The organism is Microbacterium sp. LMC-P-041, assembly GCF_030209555.1.
Classification (GTDB): Bacteria; Actinomycetota; Actinomycetes; order Actinomycetales; family Microbacteriaceae; genus Microbacterium.
Genome location: NZ_JARVRV010000004.1, coordinates 187,520 through 209,215, shown reverse-complemented (window position 1 = coordinate 209,215; position 21,696 = coordinate 187,520). Strand labels below are relative to the sequence as shown.

Genomic DNA, 21,696 nt, shown 5'->3' with positions numbered 1-21,696 from the left:
GGGTGAGCACGACTGCAACCATCCCCTCCCTCGACGGCCGCCGGTTCCTGATGGTCTCGTCGACCACCTCGGCCGTGGATCCCGAATCGCCCAGCGAGTTCGTGTACTGGGAGAAGGACGGGGCGATCTGGGGCGACTACTCCGGTGACACCGTCACCTTCGGGCGCTTCGTCGGCACCCGCACCGGCGACACCATCTGGGTCTCGTTCGTGCACGTGCTCGTCTCCGACGGCACCGTCGTGACCGGAGACGGGGAGAGCCGGCTCGAGCTCACGGATGACGGTCGCATCCGCCTCGTCGAGCACTACGAGATGCACGGACTGCCGCAGCTCAGCGTCTGCGAAGAGCCCGCAGCCGCCTGACGGCTCGTTCCGCCGCGGGTCAGCGTGGCGGGAGCATGTCGCGGCCCGGCGTCGCCGGCGTCCACCGCGTCATGCCCAGCGGCGTGGCCAGGTCGCGCTCGGGCAGGTCGCTCGGCAGCAGGAACGACCGGCGGATGACCTCGTCGAGCACGACCACGCTGACGACCGTGCGCACCTCGGGCAGCTGCGCGATGACACCCGTCGTGAACTCGTGCACGCCGCTCACGTCGACCGCACGGATCAGCAGCATGGCGTCGTGCTCGCCGGTGGTGATGGCGCACCACTCGACATCGGGCATCTCGAGCACGCTCTCGCGGAACGACGCCCAGGCCTGCGGGTGCACGGTGACGAAGACCAGCGCACCGATCGACAGCCCGGCCTTCGACTGGTCGACGCGGGCGCTGAATCCCGTGATCACTCCGTCCTGCATGAGCGTCTCGACGCGGGTATAGGCGTTGGCCCGCGAGATCCCGACGGTCTCGGCCAGTGCGGCGATCGAGATACGACCGTTATCACGCAGCGTCTCGAGGATTCTGTATCCGATGTCGTCCAGTGGGGCGGCACTTCGTCCAGATTGCCTCGTGGCTTCGTCGCTCTTGGTGGACACAATGCTCCTCACGGGCGGGGTCTTGGACAGACTGTGATGACGTCTGCATTCTTGCTGGACACATAGTCCCATACAATGCGAATCTGATCACCGGTCGTCCACCCGGCGTCGACCGAACCCGATGAAACTCCTCGCCCCTGGAGGCCCATATGTCGTCACGTCGCAGCACGTCCGTCATCGCGATCGGAGCCGTCGCTCTCTTCGCCCTCGCTGGTTGCTCCGGTGGCAACTCGGCGAACAACGGCGGAGAATCCTCCGGTTCCGATTCGCTCGTCATCGACACCGCGTTCTCGATCGAGACCGCCGACCCGGGTCACACCTACGACCCGACCGGCAACATGATCGCCAAGGCGCTCTACGAGACGCTCGTCGACTTCGAGGGCTCCGACGTCTCGACCCCCGTCCCCGGCCTCGCATCGTGGGAGCAGAACGACGAGGCGACCGAGTTCACGTTCACGCTCGAGGGGGACCGCGTCTTCTCCGACGGCTCGCCGATCGAGGCGAAGGACGTCGTCTTCACCCTGCAGCGCATCCAGGGCATGACCGATGCCAAGCCGAACTTCCTCCTGGGCGGTCTGACCATCACCGAGGTCGACGAGAAGACGATCTCGATCACCTCCGAGACGCCGCTGCTGCAGCTGCCCGCGATCCTCGCGAACCCGGCGCTCGGCATCGTCAACTCCGACGTCGTGATCGAGAACGGCGGAACCACCGACGGCACCGACAGCGCACAGGAGTTCCTCGACGGAACCTCCGCCGGCTCTGGACCGTTCGTGCTCGACACCCTCGACCTCTCGTCGCAGGTCGTGCTGACCAAGAGCGACGAGTACAACGGCGACGAAGAGTCCGAATACGGCCGTGTCGTCGTGCGCAACGTCTCGGAGAGTGCGACGCAGCTCGCGAACCTCAAGGGCGGCGACTCGATGGTCGCGATGGACCTCAACGGCGACCAGGTCTCGGGCCTCGGCGACGGACTGAACGTCGAGTCGGTGCCGTCGGGCCAGACGATCTTCCTGCTGCTCAACCAGTCCGAGGCCGTCGCGGGCGAGCTCGCGAACGTCAAGATCGCCGAGGCGATCCGCTACGCGCTCGACTACGACGCGCTGCTCGAGCTCGCGGGTGCCGGCGCCGTGCAGGCGACCGGAGTGATCCCGCCCGGATTCGAGGGCGCCCTCGACAGCGGTGTGGAGCAGGACCTCGACAAGTCGAAGGCTGCTCTGGCCGAGGCCGGCTACACGGGTCAGACCCTGAAGCTGCAGTTCCCGAACGACTACCCGGTCGGCGGTGTGGAGTTCACCCCGCTCGCCGAGCGCGTCCAGGCTCAGCTCGAGGATGCCGGCATCGCCGTCGAACTCGCGCCTGCCCCGTTCGCCACCGAGCTCGACGCGTACGTCAACGGCACCGAGGGCTTCGGCCTGTGGTTCTGGGGCCCCGACTACGCCGACTCGGCGAACTTCCTTCCGTTCGCTCCCGGTCTGAAGGTCGGCCTGCGTGCCGGCTGGGCGGCTGAGGCGAACCCCGAGATCGCAGGCATCGCAGCCGGTGCTGCCGCCGCTACCGATGAGGCCCAGCGCAGCGAGGCCTTCACCTCGTTCGCCGAGGCGATGCAGACCGAGGGTCCCTTCGTTCCGCTGATCGTCCCCGGTCGCAACATCGCCACGGCGGATGCCGTCACCGGCGCCGTGTACAACTCGGTGTGGGAGATGGACATCGCCGAGATCACGCCTGCCGGCTGATCGGAGCTGACTCATGACGACGGTGGCCGTGCGACGGCAAGCACAGCGTCGCAGGTCGCCGCTCGTCGGATACCTGCTTCGCCGGATCGGCACTTCGCTGCTCCTTCTCGTGGGGGTCACGATCGTGACCTTCGCACTGACGAACCTCGTGCCCGGCGACCCCGTGTCGGCGGCACTGGGTGAGGGAGCATCGCAGAATCCCGAGACGCGCGAGGCGTTCATCAAGGCTCAGGGCCTCGATCAGCCGCTGTTCGTGCAGTACTTCATCTACATGGGGAATCTCCTTCGCGGAGACCTCGGCACATCGCTGGTGACCGGGCGACCGGTCACCAGCGACCTGGCCACCGCGGTGCCGGCGACGATCGAGATCGCGATCGGTGCCATCATCCTCAGCCTCGCGGTCAGCGTCGTGCTCGGCACCCTCGCCGCCTACCGGCGAGGACTCGTCACCGATCAGGTGATCCGCATCGTGACGCTGATCGGTCTGAGCGTGCCGACGTTCTGGCTCGCGCTGGTCAGCTTCTACGTGTTCTTCCTCGAGCTGCGCATCGCCCCCGGCTCGGGTCGCATCTCGCCGTCGATCACGCCGCCGCCCCGCATCACCGGGCTCTACACGGTCGACTACCTCCTCAACGGAGACGGCGTCGGATTCGCCGACGCGCTCGCCCACCTGGCGCTGCCGGTGATGGTGCTGTCGCTCGTGACGATCGGCCTGCTCACCCGCTTCATCCGCACCTCCGTGCTCGAGGTGCTGGGCAGCGACTACGTGCGTGCTGCCCGGGCCAAGGGCCTTCCGGCGATGCGTGTGATCCTCGACTACGTCCTGCGCGGGGCATCCCTCCCGATCCTCACGGTCGTCGGCGTCGCCTTCGGATCCCTGCTCTCGGGCACCGTGCTCGTCGAGTCGGTGTTCGCCTGGCCAGGCCTGGGCACCTACGCCTACAACTCGGCGGCCAACCTCGACCTGCCCGGCATCATGGGAGTCGGCCTGGTCGTCGGGTTCATCTACCTCCTCATCAACTTCGTCGTCGACCTGCTCTACGGCGTCCTCGACCCGAGAGTGAGGATCGCATGAGCCGCATCGACTCGGCATCCGGCCCCTGGCGGTTCCGCTTCCGCTGGCCGCGCGCCTGGCGCACGCCCCTCGGCGTGATCGGCACCGTGATCGCGGGCGCCTGGATCATCGTCGCCTTCACCGCGCAGTGGTGGGTGCCGTACGGCCCCAACGCTCAGGTGCTGCCACGACTGCAGGCGCCGGGCATCGACACTCTGCTCGGCACCGACGGCAACGGCCGCGACATCTTCTCGCGTCTGATGACGGGTGCGACGGTGAGCCTGCCGCTCGCGCTCATGCTCGTGATCGCCGCGATGATCATCGGCACCGTGGTCGGCGCCGTCGCCGGGTACTTCGGCGGCTGGGTCGACGAGACGCTGATGCGCATCACCGACCTGTTCATGGCGTTCCCGACCGTCATCCTCGCGATGGTGGTGGCGGCATCCCTCGGCCCGTCGCTGTTCAACGCGGTGATCGCGGCGATCGTCGTCTCGTGGCCGCAGTACTCGCGAGTCACCCGCAGCATCGTGCTGGGCCTCCGCGGCCAGAACTACGTGATCGCGGGCCGCCTGCTCGGCCACTCGCCGCTGCGGACGCTGTTCATCGACATCCTCCCGAACATCGCCGGCCCCGTGCTGGTGCTCGCGACGCTCGACATCGGCGCCGCGATCCTGCTGCTGTCCGGACTCTCGTTCCTCGGTCTCGGCGCGCAGCCGCCGACCGCCGAATGGGGCTCCATGATCTCGGCGGCCATGCAGAACTTCGACGCGTGGTGGCTCGGAGTCTTCCCGGGACTCGCGATCCTCACGGTGGTGCTGGCATTCAACTTCCTGGGTGATGCGATGCGCGACATCCTCGACCCGACGGCCGAGGTCACCCACGAGAAGCAGGCCGAGCATGTGGCCTCCGCGAAGGGAGCGGCAGCATGAGCGCTTCGGCCCCCACGAGTGCTCTGAGCATCCGCGACCTGACGATCGACATCGGTCGTCCTCTCGTGCACGGCATCTCTCTCGACCTCGAGGCCGGACGCATCCACGGTCTCGCCGGCGAGTCAGGATCCGGCAAGACGCTCACCTCGTTGGCCGTCCTCGGACTCCTGCCCCGGCAGGCACGCACGGGCGGATCGATCACGCTCGCGGGGGAGGAGCTGGTGGGCATGCGCCGGCGGGCGCTCAACCGCATCCGCGGCAGGCGCATCGCGATGATCTTCCAGGACCCCTCGGCGTCGCTGCACCCGCAGCTGCCGATCGGCCGCCAGCTCACGGATCACATGCGCGTGCACCTCGGACTGCGAGGCGAGGCGGCGAAGGCTCGGGCCATCGAACTGCTCGAGACCGTGCAGGTGCCGAACCCGGATGCTGCGCTGAAGCGCTATCCGCACCAGTTCTCCGGCGGACAGCGCCAGCGCATCGCGATCGCGTGCGCCCTCGCGTGCGACCCCGAGGTGCTGCTGGCCGATGAGCCGACCACGGCACTCGACGTCACGGTGCAGGCCGGCATCCTGCGGCTGCTGCGCGACCTCGCGACCGAGCGCAACCTCGCTGTGCTGCTCGTCACCCACGACCTGGGCGTCATGAGCGCGATCGCCGACGACGTCGCCGTGATGAAGAACGGGCAGATCGTCGAGCGGGCCGACCGCGAGACGCTGTTCCGCGACCCGCAGCACGAATACACTCGCACGCTGCTCGCGGCGCTGCCGGGGTCGAAGATCGCGACCGCCGACGCGGATCCCGCGCTGCTCGATCCGGTGCTGCCGGAGTCGGCCGTGCAGGATGCCGAAGAGGAGGCCCGAGATGAGTGAAGTCGCCGTCCTCGACGCGCAGGGCGTCGTCGTGCGCTACCCCGGGAGTCCTCCGGTGGTCGCCGTCGACGGCGTCTCGCTGACCGTCGCCCCCGGAGAGACCGTCGCGCTCGTGGGCGAATCCGGCAGCGGCAAGTCGAGCCTCGCCCGCGCGGTCGTCGGCATCGAGAAGCTCGCCGGGGGAGAGGTGCGCTTCCGTGACGCTCCTGTGAAGCCGCTCGGCATCCGTCGACGCGACCTGGCGCTCACCGGCATCCAGATGGTGTTCCAGGATCCGTCGACCTCGCTGAACCCTCGTCGCCGCGTGGGCGATCAGATCGCCGACGGCATCGCCACGGCTCGGGCTCGGGGTGCCGAAGGGTCGACGGTCGCCGAGTGGCTCGAACGCGTCGGCCTGCCGACCGAAGTGGCGACGCGATTCCCGCACCAGTTCTCGGGCGGGCAGAAGCAGCGACTCGCGATCGCACGAGCGCTCGCCGCGCGGCCGTCGCTTCTCGTCGCCGACGAGCCGATCTCGGCCCTGGACGCATCGACCCAGACCAGCGTCGCGGGGCTCATGCGAGACCTCGTCGCGGAATCCGGCGCGGGGATGCTGTTCATCTCGCACGACCTCGCCGTGGTCCGCCGCATCGCGGACCGCACCTTCGTGATGTTCGCCGGGCGGGTGCTCGAAGCCGGGGCCACCGACCGTGTGTGGTCTGCGCCGCAGCATCCGTACACCCAGGCCCTGCTCGCTGCGATCCCCGAGCCCGACGGTGCGGGCCGCATCCCGGTCGCCCCCTCGACGAACGAGCGGACCGTCTGGTCGGAGATCGCCCCCGTCCTCGACTGAGCCGCGCTGTCGGCTCAGTCGTTCGGGAGGAGATCCGCTGGCGGGAGGGTGCTCCGAGCCGGATGCTCCTCCCGATCGCAGATCTCCTCCGAATCGCCGACCCCATCGCCGGCCCGGAGTCGACCCGGAACGCACTGCGGGCCGAGGCGCCAGCCCCGGCCCGCAGCATCCGCTCGTGGTTCAGAGCGGGGCGACGATGTCCTGCTCGACGTCCCACTCGGTGATCTCGAGAGAGGTCTCGATCATCTGGCCCGCGGCCTCGGTGCTGCCGCTCGTGGCCAGCACGACGTAGTCCTCGGTGACCTCGAAGACGACGTCGACGGCGACGCCCTGCGCCTCGGACGTGCCGCTCACGAGGTACACGTCCTGACCCAGGCGCGTGCCGGTCCCGGTGACGGTGAACTCGCCGGTGAGGGCGCCGGCGGCGGTGGCCGGGTCGGTGCCCGCGGCCGTGGCGGCACCGCTGCTGAGAGCAGCGACGATCGGGTCACTCGAGTTCGGGTCGGCGACCTGCCACTCGGTCGTCGGCGTCTTCACCCATGCGTCGTCGCCGATCAGGATGAGCGAGCCCATAGGCGTGATCGTCTCGACGGCATCCGTCTCGGGGTTGAACCGGGCGGTGGTGTCCATGCCCAGGATCGACGTCTTGGCGGCATAGCCGGCGGTGTCGGTCATCGCCTCGGTGATGCAGGCGCCGAGCTCGGCTCCGTCGACCGTCGCACCCTCCGACAGCTCGGGGCAGTCGGAATCGGATGCGGCACCGTCGGTCGCAGGCGTCTCCTCGGCGGCCGACGTCGGCTCCGAATCGGCGGGCTCTTCGGCACCCGCGGTGCACCCGGTGAGCAGTACGGTGGCGGCCAGGACGATGCCGACCCCCCACTTGTTGACGCGCATGGCGTTCCCCCTTCGGTCGTGTGCGCACTGAGAGTCAGCACGCACGCATTCCAGCATGCCAAGTGCGAGGTGATGCGCGTGGGGGCACTCCGAAGGTTTCTCCGCTACACTGTCAAGGTTGTCTGCCATCAGGCACCCACTCGGGTGGCTCGGCGGATGACGTGCACACACCCTCCTGCTTCCGGGAAAGTCCCGGAAGCCGTTCTAGTCCGAAGGAGGTGGGTAAGTGACGCACCAGTACGAACTCATGGTCATTCTGACCCCCGAGATCGACGAGCGCCAGGTCGCCCCTACGCTCGACAAGTTCCTGAAGGTCATCACCAACGATGGTGGCTCGATTGACAAGGTCGACATCTGGGGCAAGCGCCGTCTGGCTTACGAGATCCAGAAGAAGAACGAGGGCATCTACGCCGTCGTCAACTTCACCGCCACCAGCGAGGCCACGCAGGAGCTCGACCGTCAGCTGAAGCTGAACGAGCAGATCATGCGCACGAAGGTCCTTCGCTCTGAGGAAGCTCAGGCGATGGTCGCTTCGGAGGCCAAGCGCTCTGAAGAGAAGGCTGCCCGCAAGGCCGCCAAGGCTGCGAAGGCCTGAGTCCGATGGCCGGCGAAACAGTCATCACCGTGGTGGGCAACCTCACGGCCGACCCCGAGCTGCGCTACACGCAGAACGGACTGCCGGTGGCGAACTTCACCATCGCTTCGACGCCTCGGAACTTCGACCGCGCCGCCAACGAGTGGAAGGACGGCGAAGCGCTGTTCCTCCGCGCGTCGGTCTGGCGCGAGTTCGCCGAGCACGTGGCGGGTTCGCTGACCAAGGGCATGCGCGTCATGGCGCAGGGCCGTCTGCGTCAGCGCTCCTACCAGGACCGCGAGGGCAACCAGCGCACTGCGATCGAGCTGGAGGTCGACGAGATCGGCCCCTCGCTTCGGTACGCGACCGCGCAGGTCACCCGTGCGGCGTCGACCGGTGGCGGCGGCGGTGGCGGACAGTCCCGTCCCGCACAGCAGCAGCAGGTGTCGGAAGAGCCGTGGTCTACGCCCGGCTCGTCGACCAGCGCAGATGCCTGGAGCACTCCGGGCAGCTTCGGTGACGACACCCCCTTCTGAAACAGGATCTCCGGATGCTTCGGCATCCGACTCATAATTAAGGAAAAACAATGGCTGGAAAGTCGAGCGGCGACCGCCGCAAGCCGCGGAAGGGTGGCAAGCCCACCGCTCCCGCGAAGTCGATCCGGGTCGGAGTCATCGATTACAAGGATGTCTCCACCCTCCGTAAGTTCGTCTCGGAGCGCGGCAAGATCCGTGCCCGTCGTATCACCGGTGTTTCGGTGCAGGAGCAGCGTCTGATCGCCACCGCGATCAAGAACGCGCGCGAAATGGCACTCCTGCCCTACGCTGGCGCCGGCCGGTAAGGGGTAACGAGATGGCAAAGCTGATTCTCACGAACGAGGTCGCCGGGCTTGGTAGCGCCGGTGACGTGGTCGAGGTCAAGAACGGGTTCGCCCGCAACTACCTCATCCCCCAGGGCTTCGCTACGGCGTGGACCCGCGGTGGCGAAAAGCAGGTCGCTTCGATCCAGGCTGCTCGTCAGGCTCGCGCGATCCACGACCGCGACGAGGCCGTGGCACTGAAGAACTCCCTCGAGAACACCAAGGTGCGCCTGGCCGTCAAGGCCGGCAACGAGGGTCGTCTCTTCGGTTCGGTCAAGACCGATCACATCGCGGATGCTGTCGCAGCCGCGGGTCTCGGCTCGATCGACAAGCGCAAGGTGCACATCCCGTCGGCGATCAAGACGACCGGTGAGCACGAGGCCACGGTTCGTCTGCACGACGACGTGACCGCAGTCATCACGCTGCAGGTCGTCGCCGCCAAGTAAGGCGCGACGCTCTCGAACGCCCCCTGTCCTTCGGGACAGGGGGCGTTCTGCGTGTGCGGGGCTGTCGGGGCGCACTCGCTCGGGGGAGTGGCGGGGCACGACGGATGCCCCGCGCTGGGGACGCGGGGCATCCGTGAACTGTGCGGCATCGCCGACGCGGGCAGGTCTGGGGAACCTGCGCGGGGCGTCGCGGGACCCGCACACCGACGGTGTCGCATCTCCTCCCCCGAGGACGTCGACACCGCCGGGGTCTGCGGCTACGCCGTCACACGGCGGCGGCGCAGCATCCCCGCTCCGAGGAGGAGCAGGAGAGCGGCGAGCGACACGAAGGCGATCGAGGACGAACCACCTGTGGCGGCCAGTCCCTCGATGGGCTCGGATGCCGTCGCAGCTGTGCCGCTCGCGGCAGCGGCTGCTGTGGCGCCCGTGCCGACGGCTGTCACCGTTCCGGGATTCATGCCGATTCCGGGGGTGGTTCCGGGATCAGTTCCGGGGTTCGTTCCGGGTTCGGTGCCCGGGTCCGTTCCCGGGTCGGTGCCGGGGTTCGTGCCGGGGTCGGTGCCGGGGTTCGTGCCGGGGTCGGTGCCGGGGTTCGTGCCGGGGTCGGTTCCCGGGTTGGTTCCCGGGTTCGTTCCCGGGTCCGTTCCGGGATCAGTTCCCGGGTCCGTCGTCGGCGGCGTCACCGTGCTCTCGCCGACCACGGAGATGGCGTTGCCGCCGATCGTGATCGGTGCGGTGATGGGTGCGGTGACCTGGGTGCCGCCGAGGATTCCGTCGTCTCCGGCGGTGGTGCTGCCGGTGGTCGGGGTTCCTGCGGTGCCCGTGCTGCTGGTACCGCCGGTGGATTCGCTGTCTCCGAGGACGGCGATGGCGTTGCCGGTGACGTCGATCGGTGCGGTGATGGGTGCGACGACCTGGGTGCCGCTTGCGATTCCGTCGTCTCCGGACGTCGCCGCTCCGGTGCTGCTGCCTCCGGACGGGGTGCCGGTGCTGGTGCCGCCGGTGGATTCGCTGTCTCCGAGGATGGAGATGGCGTTGCCGGTGACGTCGATCGGTGCGGTGACGGGTGCGGTGACCTGGGTGCCGCCGAGGATTCCGTCGTCTCCGGACGTCTCCGCTCCGGTGCTGCTGCCTCCGGACGGGGTGCCGGTGCTGGTGCCGCCGGTGGATTCGCTGTCTCCGAGGATGGAAATGGCGTTGCCGGTGACGTCGATCGGTGCGGTGACGGGCGCGACGACCTGGGTGCCGCTTGCGATTCCGTCGTCTCCGGACGTCTCCGCTCCGGTGCTGCTGCCTCCGGACGGGGTGCCGGTGCTGGTGCCGCCGGTGGATTCGCTGTCTCCGAGGATGGAGATGGCGTTGCCGGTGACGTCGATCGGTGCGGTGACGGGCGCGACGACCTGGGTGCCGCTTGCGACCCCGTCGTCGCCCGAAGTGGTCGGCTCAGTCGATCCCGCGCCGCCGCCGTCCGAGGATGCCGGTGCTGCAGCATCCTGGCCCGTTGCCTCGCTGTCCCCGAGCACGGTGATCGCGTTGCCTGAGACGGTGACCGGAACGTCGACGTCCAGCAGGGCCTGGGTACCCGAGAGGACGCCGTCGGCGCCGTTCGTCGTGATCGCGGGAGCGGGAGCGGGAGCCGGAGCGGGGGCCTGGGGAGCCTCAGCCGGAGCAGCCGCCGTGTCGCTCGACGAGTCTCCGAGCACGGTGATCGCGTTGTCGGTCACCGTGACAGGCACGACGACGTCCACGACGGCCTGAGTGCCCGATGCGGTGCCGGAATCTCCACTCGTGGTGGCGGCCGGTGCGGGAGCGGGAGCGGGAGACGAAGCGGGCGCCGAGGTCTGCTGGGCGGAGGTGTCTCCGAGCAGTGAGACCGCGTTGCCGACGACCGTCACGGGCACCGAGATCGGCGCATCCGCTTGGGTGCCCGAGAGCAGCCCGTCTTCTCCTGAGGTGTCTGCCGCGTTGGCGGCTGTTGCGCCGAGCAGGGTGATCCCGCCGGCGAGAAGCGTGCCCCACAGGGCCCGCTTGATGTATGTACGCATGATGACCTTCTCCTGACTGGAAGTGGGTGTGTCTGGATGGGTGCACGCGAAGAGCATGTGCGCGCGCAGCACGGCATCTGTCGTTCACGAGGAACGACCGGACAACCCGTCAGTCAGGAGAGACGTCGGTGTCGGCGACCAGAGACGTCGGAAGGACGTCGTCGGATGCACCGGAAGTGCGCTCCACAGTGCGGAACGCAGAAACCCCCGCATCGCTGAGGCGCGCGGGGGTGAATGAGGATGCTCCGCTCGAACCGGCGGAGGAAGTAGGCGCGGAGGGGGCTCCGGCGGGCGGTGCAGAGGGGGACTCCTCGACGTCGGCTGCCGGCTCGTTCACCTCGGATGCCGCGACGGACACCGTAGGCGGGAGGTCGGACCCGGCCGACGGAATCACCGGCTGGCGCACCGCGGACGTGGAGAAGTGACCGCGTGTCGGCTCATCGGCCGGGGGGGAAACCGTTCCGAGCGGCGCTGTTCCGATCGGACCGGGGTCGGGGTCCGATCCGGAGGATCCGGGGCGTGCGGGGGTGATGGCCTCGAGTACCGGCGGGAGAGTGTTCTCAACCACCGTGCCGACAGTCGGGGTGGTCGCGTCGATGACGCCGACGACATCGTCGATCACCGGCGGCACTCCGAGATCGTCGACCAGTTCTCCGACGATCGGCAGCTCGGCGATCAGATCCTGCACAGGGGCCACGATCTCGGCGACCGGGGATCCGTCGAGCAGATCGGTCACGGGAGTGATGACGGCCCCGGCGGTGTCGGTGGCGGCGTCGACGATCGGCGACGCTGCAGGGCCGACGACGGGCACCTGAGCGATCGTCTCCGCGACGTGTTGGACGACCGGAGGTGCCACCTGCTGCACGGGCTCGACGACGTGAGTGACGACGGGCTCGACCACCTCGGTCTCGACCGGCTGGACGACGGGCTTGACGACCTCGGTCACGACCGGCTGGACGACCTGGGTGACCACAGGCTGGACGACCTCGGTCACGACGGGCTCGACCGGCGCGACGATCGGCGAGGTCACCGACGTCACGGTGTCTTCGACCGATGAGACGGTCTCGCTCACGATCGAGGAGACGCCGTCGAGCAGCGAGTCGTTCGATCCGTCGTCCGCGCTCGCGGACGAACCGCCCGTGAGGATCGTGATCGCGGCCCACGCGATCGCGCCCACGCCACCCCAGAGAGCGACGGCAGGTAGGCCGCGGCGGGTTGCCTGAGCGTTCACGTCGACTTCCCTCCCCCGAGAGCGATCGTTCGTCCTCGACGCACAGTACGTCGATAGCGGGTGACGATACTCCCGGTATATCGCCGTGTCTAGAGGGTTCCGCTCGGAAACGATGACATATCGCGCACATTTCGGAGGGTTGCGCACTGTGACGCGCCCGGTGGAATCTCGGCTTGACTTTCCCCAGGTTCTACACATCCCATCCCGGATTCGATGAACCTTCAATGCCCGGTTGAACCACGATCTCATCCACAGGGTGGGGAAACTCTAAATACCAGATCAGGTGCAAAAAGAAACTTGTGTTTCGAGGTACTCCACCGACTTATCCACATGCGTTCTGCACAGACTCTCCGGACTTGTTCGCACGCTTTCCACATAGTTATCCACAGGCCGTGTTGCGACCGAAAACCCCCGCTCGTAGCGTGGTCCAGCGACCCGATGTCGGAAGTGCCTGGTTTGCTGTGCGGACGGCCCTTCTCGAGCTGATTCGCATCGCGTGACCGACGCAGTCGGCACCGAGCACACCGGAAGAACCGTCGCATCGAAGGGAGCAGCGTGTCGATCGCCGACATCTCAGAGGAGCGCCTCGGAGGCAAGCGTCCGCAGGAGCGAACGCCTCCCCACGACACGCTCGCCGAACAGAGCGCCCTGGGGGGAATGCTCCTCTCGAAGGATGCTGTCGCCGACGTCATCGAGACGCTCAAGGGTGCCGACTTCTACATCCCCAAGCACGAGCTGATCTTCGAGGCGATCCTGTCGCTCTACTCGCACGGCGAGCCGACCGACGTCGTCGCCGTCACGGACGAGCTCATCAAGACGGGAGAGCTGAGCCGGGCCGGCGGTGCCGACTATCTGCACACGCTCACCTCGATCGTCCCCACCGCCGCCAACGCCGGCTACTACGCGGGCATCGTGTCGGAGCGGGCGATCCTGCGTCGTCTGGTCGATGCGGGAACGCGTATCGTGCAGCTCGGCTACGACGGACAGGGCGACGCGACCGACCTCGTCAACAACGCCCAGGCTGAGATCTACTCGATCACCGGCTCCGAGACCGCAGAGGACTACGTGCCGCTGCAGATCGCGGTCGACGCCGCGCTCGAGGAGATCGAGGCCGCCAGCGGTCGCGACGGGTCGATGACGGGTGTCCCGACCGGCTTCAAGGAGCTCGACGAGCTCACCAACGGCCTGCACGGCGGGCAGATGATCGTCGTCGCCGCTCGTCCCGCCATGGGTAAGTCGACGCTCGCGCTCGACTTCGCCCGCGCTGCCTCCATCGGCCACAACCTCCCCTCGGTCTTCTTCTCGCTCGAGATGGGCAAGAGCGAGATCGCGATGCGTCTGCTCAGTGCCGAGGGGCAGATCCCTCTGCAGAACATGCGAAAGGGAAACCTCGACCCGCGGGACTGGACCACGGTCGCCGCGACCCGCGGACGTATCAACGACGCTCCGCTCTACATCGACGACAGCCCGAACATGACGCTGGTCGAGATCCGGGCGAAGTGCCGTCGACTCAAGCAGCGTGAGGGTCTGCGGATGGTCATCATCGACTACCTGCAGCTGATGACGTCAGGCAAGCGCGTCGAGTCGCGTCAGCAGGAGGTCTCGGAGTTCTCGCGAAGCCTCAAGCTCATCGCCAAGGAGCTGCAGGTTCCGGTCATCGCTCTGTCGCAACTGAACCGTGGTCCCGAGCAGCGCACCGACAAGAAGCCCGCGATCAGCGACCTGCGTGAGTCCGGCTCGATCGAGCAGGACGCCGACATGGTGATCCTGCTGCATCGCGACTCGGTCTACGACAAGGACGTGCGTCCGGGCGAGGCCGACCTGATCGTCGCCAAGCACCGTAACGGCCCGACCGCGACGATCACCGTGGCCTTCCAGGGCCACTACTCGCGCTTCCACGACATGGCACCGGGCGGCGACTTCAACTGAGTCGCGCTCGCTCGCCAGGTCGGGGGAGGACGGGACGCCCCCACCACGGGGGAGGTAGCAGAAAGGGCGCCCCATCCGATGCCGCCGATGAGCGGCACCCCAGCTGTCGCGTTACAGCGCGACAGAGCTGTCACGCAAGCGTGACACCGGCCGACGCGCCGCGCAAGACCTATTGTCGACCGGTATGCCGCCGCTACTCGCGAGGCGGGTTCAGCGGCAGCCACTCTTCGAGAGTCGTCTCGAAGATGTGCGCCCCGTCGACCGGGATGAGGGTGCGCTCCTCGATCTGCGCACCGTAGTACGGCGCAGCGTCATCACGCACGACCGTGCGAGGATCGCCACGGAAGGCCAGGGCGCGGCGCGCGAACTCGTCCATGCCGAAGGCCTCCGGGCCTGCGATCTCGATGTCGCCGGTCGGCTCACCGGCCGCAGCACGGGCCACTGCCGTGGCGACATCCTCAGCGGCGATCGGCTGGATCAGCGCCCCGGGCAGCGTCAGTGTGTCGCCGTCGGTCGAGATGTCGGCGATGCTTCCCACGAACTCGAAGAACTGCGTGGCGTGCACGAGGGAGTATCGGATCCCGGAGTCACGAATCAGCGTCTCCTGCGCGACCTTCGCCGCGAAGTAGGGGATGTTCTGCGGGCGGTTCGTGCCGACGATCGTGAGAGCGACGTGGTGGGTGACACCGGCCGCGGCCTCAGCGGCGAGCAGGTTGCGAGTCGACGTGGTGAAGAACTCCAGCACCTCGTCGGGGGCGAACGAGGGGGAGTTCGACACGTCGACCACGGTGTGGGCTCCGACGAGAACCTCCGCGAGGCCCTCGCCGGTGAGCGAGTTCACGCCGGTGTTCGGCGATGCGGCGACGGCGTCGTGGCCGTGCTCCGTCAGCTTCGCGACGACCTTCGAGCCGATGAGGCCGGTGCCTCCGATGACGACGATCTCTGCCATGTCCAAACCTTTCTTCGGTGACGACGCCCGGGTGGCGTCTGCCAGGTATGACCGCTGAGTGCCCGAAGATGTGACGCCTCGGGTTCTCAGATGCTGGCGGGCGTCTTCACCCTCCAGTCGTGATACCTCGTCGGAGCGATCGTCGCGGTCATCTCCGGCAGCAGGTCGCGGGCGGCGAGATGCGCGCCGAAGTACGTTCCGAGCGGATCCGGGACGACCTCCCGATCGTCCTGTCTCGCCCGCAGGTCGAGTGCCGCGAGTTCCGTCAGGCTGAACACCTCGGGGCCGCCGAACTCGATCATCCCGACACGGGGTTCTCCCAGCGCTGCCGTTGCGACCGCGTTCGCGACGTCGTCGGCCGCCATCGGCTGCACGAGCACATCGGCGATGTGCGCGGCTCCCTCGCGCAGGGCGTGGTCGGTGATGCTGCGGATGAACTCGAAGAACTGCGTCGCATGCACGAGGGTGTACGGGCGACCGGATGCCGCGATGAGGCGTTCCTGCTGATGCTTGGCGATGAAGTATCCGCCCTGCGCGCGTGCGAGGCGGTCGGTGCCCACGACCGACAGGGCGACGTGATGGGAGACGCCCGCGGCTTCGCCGTAGGCGAGCAGGTTCATCGTCGAGGTGGAGAAGAACTCCTGCGCACCGGCCTCGTCGGTGTACGACGAGTTCGACACATCGACCACCGCGGATGCGCCGGCGAGAGCGTCGTCGAGCCCCTCGCCGGTGAATGAGTTCACCCCCGTGGCGCGGGACGCGACGACGACGTCGTGTCCCGCGCCCTTCAGGACGCGCGTGACGCGGGTGCCGATCAACCCCGTGCCGCCGATGACTGTGATCCTCATGCCGCTCCTCCGATCGAGTGATGCGGACGAGCCCGCATGTACCTGGTTGACCGGCCGGCGGACCCGGCTGTGACGGAATCGCCAGGATTCGTCACAGATCGCGTCGCTCTCCGGTCAGAGCTGTGAGTGGGAGCGCCGACGGCGCGGAAAGGGGAGTGCGCATGCGGCGACCTCTGGTGCAGAGTGAAGACGTGACCGCGACACGTGACGAGCACAGCGGGTCGATCCGAGACCTCGGCACCGCAGTCTCGGTGTTCGCCGCCCAGCGCCGCCGACTGTTCGGCATCGCCTACCGGATGCTGGGCACCGTGGCCGACGCCGAGGACATCGTGCAGGAGACCTGGATCCGCTGGCAGAACACCGACCGGACCCAGGTGCAGGAACCCGCCGCTTTCCTCACGACCATCACGACGCGTCTGTCGATCAACGTTCTCCAGTCGGCTCGCGTGAAGCGGGAGACCTACATCGGGCCGTGGCTGCCTGAACCGGTCAACACCGACGACGATCCCTCGCTCGGCGCCGAGCGCGCCGAGGCGCTGCAGTTCGCGATCCTGCTGACGCTCGAGAAGCTCACCCCGACCGAGCGTGCGGCGTACATCCTCCGCGAGGCGTTCGACTATCCGTATCCCCGCATCGCCGAGATCATCTCGTCGAGTGCGGTGAGCGCTCGACAGCTGGTGAGCAGGGCTCGCGCGCACCTGGCCTCGGCGAAGCAGATGACCGTCGAGCCCTCGCATCAACGTCACCTGCTCGAGGCCTTCCTCGCCGCCGCGCGGAAGGGCGATGCCCGGGAGCTCGAAAAGCTCTTCGCCGCCGACGTGGTCAGCTACACCGACGGCAACGGGGTGAAGCTGGCGGCGCGGATCCCGGTGATCGGTCGTGGCCGCGTGGCGCAGTTCGTGGCTGCCTTCGCGCACCACTTCTGGACGGGCAAGTCGATCGGGTGGGTGGAGGTCAACGGTCAGCCCGCCGCGACGCTCGTCGAGAACGGTGAAGTCACCACGATGGTCACCGTCACGGCGTCCGACGAAGGGATCGAGCAGTTGCTCTGGGTGATGAGTCCCCAGAAGCTCGGACACATCACCGCGGTCGCGACATGACTCGCGGGCGGCATCCGGCTCGTCTGGGCCGGCGACCTCGGGATGCCTCCGAACCGATCGCTGTGGAAGAACTCCGGCTGGCGCTCGCCGCGGGCGACCGCGCCGGCATCCGCTCGATGCTGCACCCTGACGTGGTGATGATCATCGACAGCGGAGGTCGCATGCCGCAGTCGTCGACCGCCGTCGACGGGACCCACACGGCATCCGCGGAGCTGGCGGCACTGGTGGCGACCGGCCCCACGGTCTCGATCGCGTCGATCAACGGCTCCGCTGGACTCGTGCTGGAACGAGACGGCGCAGTCGTCGCGGCGGTGTCGGTCGAGAGCAGATCAGGGCTGCTCTCGCGCATCTGGGTCGTCTGCAACCCCGACAAGCTCACCCACTGGAACCGACGCCGCGACGGCTAGAGCGTGATGTCGGATGCCGAGGCGAGCGCCCGCCACTCGGTCGATCGGGCGCTGCGCCGGTCGAGCACATCGGCATCGAGCAGCGGGCCGACATCCAGCCCCGTCACCCGGATGATCTCGGTGATCGGAACCTGGAAGGTGCGGAATGCGCCGAGCGGCGGAACCGCGAAGAGACCGTCCGGTGACTCGACGAGCTCTGACTGATCGAGCACGAACCCGGCCGCTGACAGACCGTCGGGGCCCTGCCACGCCGCGATCTTCCAGAACAGAAGAGGGATGCGGATGCCGCGGTACGGCGGATCGTCGTCTGCCAGCACAGGGGCCGTGAACACCGAGATCCGCTGATCCGTCGTCTCGGCATACTCGAGCACGTGGTCTTCCAGACCGAGCCAGAGCTCTGCGGACTGATTGAAACCGGCGGCCTGCGGGGCGGCGTTCGGATAGAAGAACGTCGCCTCGGTCGCCGCCCGAGCGTCGTCGACATCACCCCAGCCGGGGTCGCGTCGGCGCACGAGGTGGCCGCGATCGAGGTCGTTGCGCGCATACACCTCGGGTCCGGTCTGCAGTGCTGCATCGACTCGGGGGTCGAGCTGCCAGTCCCCGGTGCGGGGCAGCTCGCGCAGCAGCGCCCCGTCGATGTTCACGCCCGTCACGGCGGCCAGGCGGCGCTCGCGGTCGAGCAGCACGCTGAAGTGGGGGTAGGTCAGCTCCGTCGCATCGCGGGCCGGCCCGGGCAGGGGCACTCGCGTCGGAAGGAAGTCGAGGTCGTATCCGTCTGCCATACCGACATACTGCCTGGTTCCACCGACATCGCCGCGGCCTCGCCGCACACGCGAACGCCCCCTCCGAAGCGAGCTCGGGAGGGGGCGTCCGCGGTCAGCGACTCACGGCGTGGGCATGCCGCCGTTGACGTTGAGCGTCTCGCCGGCGACGTAGCTCGACTCCGCGGAGGCGAGGAAGACGTAGGCGGGGGCGAGTTCTGCGGGCTGGCCCATGCGGCCGAGCGGGGTGTCCTCCCCGAACTCCGGGAGCTTCTCCTGCGGCTGTCCGTCGCTCGGCTGCAGCGGCGTCCAGATCGGTCCCGGTGCCACGGCGTTCACACGGATGCCCTTCGGTGCGAGCTGCTCGGCGAGGCCCTTCGTGAACGCGTTGATCGTGGCCTTGGTCGATGCGTAGTCGACGAGGATTCCCGACGGCGAGTAGGCCTGGATCGACGTGGTGTTGATGATGGTCGAGCCTGCCGGGAGGTGCGGCAGCGCGGCCTTCGTGATCCAGAACATCGCGTAGACGTTGGTCTTGAAGGTGTCGTCGAACTGCTCGTCGGTGATGTCGGTCAGCGACTCCTTGTAGATCTGCTTGCCGCCGTTGTTGACGAGGATGTCGAGGCCGCCAAGCGCACCGACCGCCTCCGAGACGAGCGTGCGGCAGTACTCGGGGTCACGGAGATCACCGGGGATCTGCGCCACGGTCGCGCCGGCGTCGCGGAGGATGCCGGCGATGCGCGCCGCATCCTCTTCCTCTTCGGGCAGGTACGAGAGCGCGACGTCCGCGCCCTCGCGTGCGAAGGCGATCGCAGTCGCCGCGCCGATGCCGGAGTCGCCGCCGGTGATGAGCGCCTTGCGCCCGGTCAGTCGGCCGGTGCCGCGGTAGCTCTCCTCACCGAGGTCGGCCTTCGGACCGAGGTCGGCATCGAGGCCGGGCTCCGGCATGTGCTGCTTCTCGGGTTCGATGTCGGAGTAGAGCTCGGCCGGGTTGGTGAAGGTGTACTGGTCGCGAGACATGGGGGTTCCTCTCGGTCGCTGGTCTGGGGGTATGGCTCCAGCGTGCGCCGACGTCGGAATGTCGGCCAGCACCTTGCGTCTCACGCCGAGGGTCGCTAGAGAGGCCGCCGAGAAGGGGTCGACCCGTGCGGACGCCGGGAGTAGCCTCGCCGCATGGCCCGACTCATCTACTCCATGATCACGTCGCTCGACGGATACGTCAGTGGGCCGGACGGCGGGTTCGACTGGGCGCTCGACGACGACCTGCACGACTTCATCAACAAGCAGTTCGCAGACGTCGGCACCTACCTCTACGGGCGGCGCATGTACGAGACCATGGTTTACTGGGAGACCGCTCATCTCGAACCCGATCAGCCGCAGGTCGGCATCGACTACGCGCGGGTGTGGCAGGCCGCGCAGAAGGTCGTCTTCTCGAAGACCCTCGCCGAGGTGTCGAGCGAGCGCACCCGGCTCGAGCGCACGTTCGATCCGGAGGTGATCGCGCGGTGGAAGGCTGAGTCCGACAGCGACTTCTCCGTCGACGGCCCCACTCTCGCCGCCGAGGCGATCCGCGCGGGACTGGTCGACGAGTTCGGTCTCTTCATCGGACCGGCGATCGTCGGTGGTGGCAAGCCGTTCTTCCCCGACGGGGTGCACGTCGACCTGGAGCTCGCCGAGGATCGGCGCTTCGACAGCGGCGTGATGTTCCTCCGCTACACGACGCGGGGGTGACCGGAAGCGGCCCGCGTGATCAGGGGCGCACGCGAACGGTGCGGCCCTCGAAGGTGACCAGGTCGCCGTCATGCAGCTGGCGTCCGCGCCGTCGATCGACCTCGCCGTTGACCTTCACGAATCCGTCGATCACGACCTCCTTGGCGTCACCGCCCGAGTCGAGCAGTCCCGAGTACTTCAGGAACTGGCCGAGGCGGATCATCTCTCCGCCGATGGAGACATCGTCGATCGGACCGGAATTCGTCATGACTCCGATGGTATCCGGCGGTGCTCAGCTCCGAGCGAGCGCCGCGTTCACCGCGGATGCCGAGTACTCGCGCTCCACCACCATCGCCGCGAGCCCCACGGCTGTCGCCTTCTCGCCCAGTGTCGATTGGCTGATGCTCAGGTGCCGGGTCGCGCGGGGCAGGGATCGGGGATAGAGGGTCTCGCGGACTCCGGCCAGCAGCGGCGGCGATGCCAGCATCCCGCCGAGCACCACCTCCGAGGGGTTGAGGAGCGAGACGACCGTCGCGACGACCTCGCCGATCACCCGGCCCGCCTCTTGAGTGAGTCGCGCGGCATCGGGGTCGCCGTCAGCGAGGTAGGTGCCGACATCCGAGGCTGACGAGGCGGGCTTGCCGAGCTGGGTGAGCGCCCTGGCCACTGCTCGGCCTGATGCCGCGGCCGCCAGACATCCGTGCGCTCCGCACTGGCACAGCAGGTCGTCGTGCCCGGCGATCTTCACATGGCCGATGTCACCCGCCCCTCCGTCGGTGCCGCGGTATGCCCGGCCACCCAGCACGATGCCGGTGCCGATGCCCGAGGAGACCTTGATGAAGCACAGGGAGCGTGAACCGGGATGCGCTGCGCGCTGCTCACCCAGTGCGGCGGCGTCGGCGTCGTTCGAGACCAGCACGGGGACGCCGAGGGCGTCGTGCAGGTGATCGGGGATCGGGTAGGCGTCCCAGCCGGGCATGATCGGCGGCTGCGAGGGGCGCTCGGTGTCGGGGTCGACGGGACCGGGGATGCTGAGCGCGATCGCAGCCACATCCTCGCGGCGGATGCCGGCCTGCGACAGCAGGCGCTCGGCGTGCTCGGCGATCGCGTTGAGGGTCGCGTCGGGTCCGTCGGCGACGGCGACCTCGATGCGCTCCTCGGCGGTCACGCGTCCGGCGAGATCGGTCAGGGCGACGGTGGTGTGCGTGGTGTCGACGTTGGCGGCGATGACGTGCGCGTGAGCGGTGTTGAACTCGAGGCGCCGTGACGGTCGACCCGAGGTGACCTTCTCGGTTCCCGACTCGATGATGAGTCCCGCCTCGAGAAGCGCGTCGATGCGCGTGGCGACGGTCATCCGCGACATCCCGGTGACGTCGAGCACATCGCCGCGCGTGAAGGCGCGGCGCTCTCTGATGAGATCGAGGACTTCCCCGGGACCGGACATCGAACCTCCTGACGACGAGATCAGCTTAATGCTTGACAGCTAGGCGACTTATGTCTAGCTTTTAGTCTTAATGGGAGTCGACCCGACGGCTCAGTCCTGCATTTCCA

Annotated in this window: 24 protein-coding genes; 14 read left to right on the top strand and 10 right to left on the bottom strand. The window is 68.0% G+C overall.

The window, feature by feature from the left end:
- Positions 1-2 precede the first annotated feature (2 nt).
- On the top strand, positions 3-362 hold the full coding sequence (locus QRN21_RS07425) for an avidin-fold protein (RefSeq protein WP_230101268.1): 360 nt from the start codon (positions 3-5) through the stop codon (positions 360-362).
- A gap of 19 nt (positions 363-381) precedes the next feature.
- On the opposite strand, the gene QRN21_RS07420 is transcribed toward QRN21_RS07425, so the two are convergent.
- Positions 382-969, bottom strand: coding sequence for an Lrp/AsnC family transcriptional regulator (locus QRN21_RS07420; RefSeq protein ID WP_230101269.1), 588 nt, complete (start codon positions 967-969; stop codon positions 382-384).
- A 149-nt stretch (positions 970-1,118) separates the two neighbouring features.
- Between QRN21_RS07420 and QRN21_RS07415 the strand changes: the two genes are divergently transcribed.
- Genes QRN21_RS07415 through QRN21_RS07395 form a run of 5 tightly spaced genes read left to right on the top strand, consistent with a single transcriptional unit; the run spans position 1,119 to position 6,392 of the window.
- A complete protein-coding gene (locus QRN21_RS07415; RefSeq protein WP_053098209.1) occupies positions 1,119-2,705 on the top strand; it encodes an ABC transporter substrate-binding protein in 1,587 nt (528 codons plus the stop codon).
- A 13-nt stretch (positions 2,706-2,718) separates the two neighbouring features.
- A complete protein-coding gene (locus tag QRN21_RS07410; protein WP_053098208.1) occupies positions 2,719-3,780 on the top strand; it encodes an ABC transporter permease in 1,062 nt (353 codons plus the stop codon).
- Positions 3,777-4,688 (top strand): ABC transporter permease, encoded by a 912-nt coding sequence (locus QRN21_RS07405; protein ID WP_053098207.1) that lies wholly within the window; start codon positions 3,777-3,779, stop codon positions 4,686-4,688. The genes QRN21_RS07410 and QRN21_RS07405 overlap by 4 nt, the downstream gene beginning before the upstream one ends.
- Positions 4,685-5,560 (top strand): ABC transporter ATP-binding protein, encoded by an 876-nt coding sequence (locus QRN21_RS07400; protein ID WP_285363541.1) that lies wholly within the window; start codon positions 4,685-4,687, stop codon positions 5,558-5,560. Before QRN21_RS07405 ends, QRN21_RS07400 begins: the two co-directional genes overlap by 4 nt.
- Complete coding sequence (locus QRN21_RS07395; RefSeq protein ID WP_285363540.1) at positions 5,553-6,392, top strand: ABC transporter ATP-binding protein; 840 nt, start codon at positions 5,553-5,555, stop codon at positions 6,390-6,392. The genes QRN21_RS07400 and QRN21_RS07395 overlap by 8 nt, the downstream gene beginning before the upstream one ends.
- 180 nt (positions 6,393-6,572) lie before the next feature.
- On the opposite strand, the gene QRN21_RS07390 is transcribed toward QRN21_RS07395, so the two are convergent.
- Positions 6,573-7,286, bottom strand: coding sequence for a hypothetical protein (locus QRN21_RS07390; RefSeq protein WP_230101270.1), 714 nt, complete (start codon positions 7,284-7,286; stop codon positions 6,573-6,575).
- Positions 7,287-7,512: 226 nt separating this feature from the next.
- On the opposite strand from QRN21_RS07390, the gene rpsF reads away from it, so the two are divergent.
- The 4 genes from rpsF to rplI are packed head-to-tail and all read left to right on the top strand — an operon-like array spanning position 7,513 to position 9,165.
- Positions 7,513-7,881: a 30S ribosomal protein S6 gene (gene rpsF / locus QRN21_RS07385; RefSeq protein WP_029264265.1), complete on the top strand. Its 369-nt coding sequence runs from the start codon at positions 7,513-7,515 to the stop codon at positions 7,879-7,881.
- A gap of 5 nt (positions 7,882-7,886) precedes the next feature.
- Complete coding sequence (locus tag QRN21_RS07380) at positions 7,887-8,396, top strand: single-stranded DNA-binding protein (RefSeq protein WP_053098204.1); 510 nt, start codon at positions 7,887-7,889, stop codon at positions 8,394-8,396.
- Positions 8,397-8,446: 50 nt separating this feature from the next.
- Positions 8,447-8,701: a 30S ribosomal protein S18 gene (gene rpsR / locus QRN21_RS07375; protein ID WP_042541518.1), complete on the top strand. Its 255-nt coding sequence runs from the start codon at positions 8,447-8,449 to the stop codon at positions 8,699-8,701.
- A gap of 11 nt (positions 8,702-8,712) precedes the next feature.
- Positions 8,713-9,165, top strand: a complete 453-nt coding sequence (gene rplI, locus QRN21_RS07370) for a 50S ribosomal protein L9 (protein ID WP_053098203.1) — start codon at positions 8,713-8,715, stop codon at positions 9,163-9,165.
- Positions 9,166-9,422: 257 nt separating this feature from the next.
- On the opposite strand, the gene QRN21_RS07365 is transcribed toward rplI, so the two are convergent.
- A complete protein-coding gene (locus QRN21_RS07365; RefSeq protein ID WP_285363538.1) occupies positions 9,423-11,210 on the bottom strand; it encodes a beta strand repeat-containing protein in 1,788 nt (595 codons plus the stop codon).
- Between the two features lie 109 nt (positions 11,211-11,319).
- On the bottom strand, positions 11,320-12,441 hold the full coding sequence (locus QRN21_RS07360; protein WP_285363537.1) for a hypothetical protein: 1,122 nt from the start codon (positions 12,439-12,441) through the stop codon (positions 11,320-11,322).
- A gap of 555 nt (positions 12,442-12,996) precedes the next feature.
- Here QRN21_RS07360 and dnaB point away from each other — a divergent pair.
- Positions 12,997-14,370 carry a replicative DNA helicase gene (dnaB, locus tag QRN21_RS07355; RefSeq protein WP_053098201.1) on the top strand — a complete coding sequence of 458 codons (1,374 nt, stop codon included), beginning with the start codon at positions 12,997-12,999 and terminating at the stop codon, positions 14,368-14,370.
- Positions 14,371-14,563: 193 nt separating this feature from the next.
- On the opposite strand, the gene QRN21_RS07350 is transcribed toward dnaB, so the two are convergent.
- Together QRN21_RS07350 and QRN21_RS07345 are read right to left on the bottom strand one after the other, a co-directional pair.
- Entirely contained in the window at positions 14,564-15,319 is a 756-nt protein-coding gene (locus QRN21_RS07350) for an SDR family oxidoreductase (RefSeq protein WP_285363536.1), read from the bottom strand.
- An 86-nt stretch (positions 15,320-15,405) separates the two neighbouring features.
- Positions 15,406-16,167: an SDR family oxidoreductase gene (locus tag QRN21_RS07345; protein WP_285363535.1), complete on the bottom strand. Its 762-nt coding sequence runs from the start codon at positions 16,165-16,167 to the stop codon at positions 15,406-15,408.
- Positions 16,168-16,358: 191 nt separating this feature from the next.
- On the opposite strand from QRN21_RS07345, the gene QRN21_RS07340 reads away from it, so the two are divergent.
- Together QRN21_RS07340 and QRN21_RS07335 are read left to right on the top strand one after the other, a co-directional pair.
- Positions 16,359-17,267 carry an RNA polymerase sigma-70 factor gene (locus QRN21_RS07340; protein ID WP_285363534.1) on the top strand — a complete coding sequence of 303 codons (909 nt, stop codon included), beginning with the start codon at positions 16,359-16,361 and terminating at the stop codon, positions 17,265-17,267.
- 62 nt (positions 17,268-17,329) lie between these two features.
- A complete protein-coding gene (locus QRN21_RS07335) occupies positions 17,330-17,674 on the top strand; it encodes a sigma-70 family RNA polymerase sigma factor family protein (RefSeq protein ID WP_056275539.1) in 345 nt (114 codons plus the stop codon).
- Here the strand turns inward: QRN21_RS07335 and QRN21_RS07330 are convergent.
- Positions 17,671-18,456, bottom strand: coding sequence for a DNA/RNA non-specific endonuclease (locus tag QRN21_RS07330; RefSeq protein WP_285363533.1), 786 nt, complete (start codon positions 18,454-18,456; stop codon positions 17,671-17,673). The two genes, QRN21_RS07335 and QRN21_RS07330, sit on opposite strands and share 4 nt — an antisense overlap.
- A 102-nt stretch (positions 18,457-18,558) precedes the next feature.
- Positions 18,559-19,455, bottom strand: coding sequence for an SDR family oxidoreductase (locus QRN21_RS07325; protein WP_053098197.1), 897 nt, complete (start codon positions 19,453-19,455; stop codon positions 18,559-18,561).
- A gap of 153 nt (positions 19,456-19,608) precedes the next feature.
- Here QRN21_RS07325 and QRN21_RS07320 point away from each other — a divergent pair, with 153 nt between their 5' ends.
- Positions 19,609-20,166 (top strand): dihydrofolate reductase family protein, encoded by a 558-nt coding sequence (locus QRN21_RS07320; protein ID WP_187249187.1) that lies wholly within the window; start codon positions 19,609-19,611, stop codon positions 20,164-20,166.
- Between the two features lie 19 nt (positions 20,167-20,185).
- Here the strand turns inward: QRN21_RS07320 and QRN21_RS07315 are convergent, their stop codons facing one another.
- Both QRN21_RS07315 and QRN21_RS07310 read right to left on the bottom strand, forming a co-directional pair.
- Complete coding sequence (locus tag QRN21_RS07315) at positions 20,186-20,413, bottom strand: RNA-binding S4 domain-containing protein (protein ID WP_053098195.1); 228 nt, start codon at positions 20,411-20,413, stop codon at positions 20,186-20,188.
- Positions 20,414-20,437: 24 nt separating this feature from the next.
- Positions 20,438-21,589: an ROK family protein gene (locus tag QRN21_RS07310; RefSeq protein ID WP_285363532.1), complete on the bottom strand. Its 1,152-nt coding sequence runs from the start codon at positions 21,587-21,589 to the stop codon at positions 20,438-20,440.
- Positions 21,590-21,696: the final 107 nt, after the last annotated feature.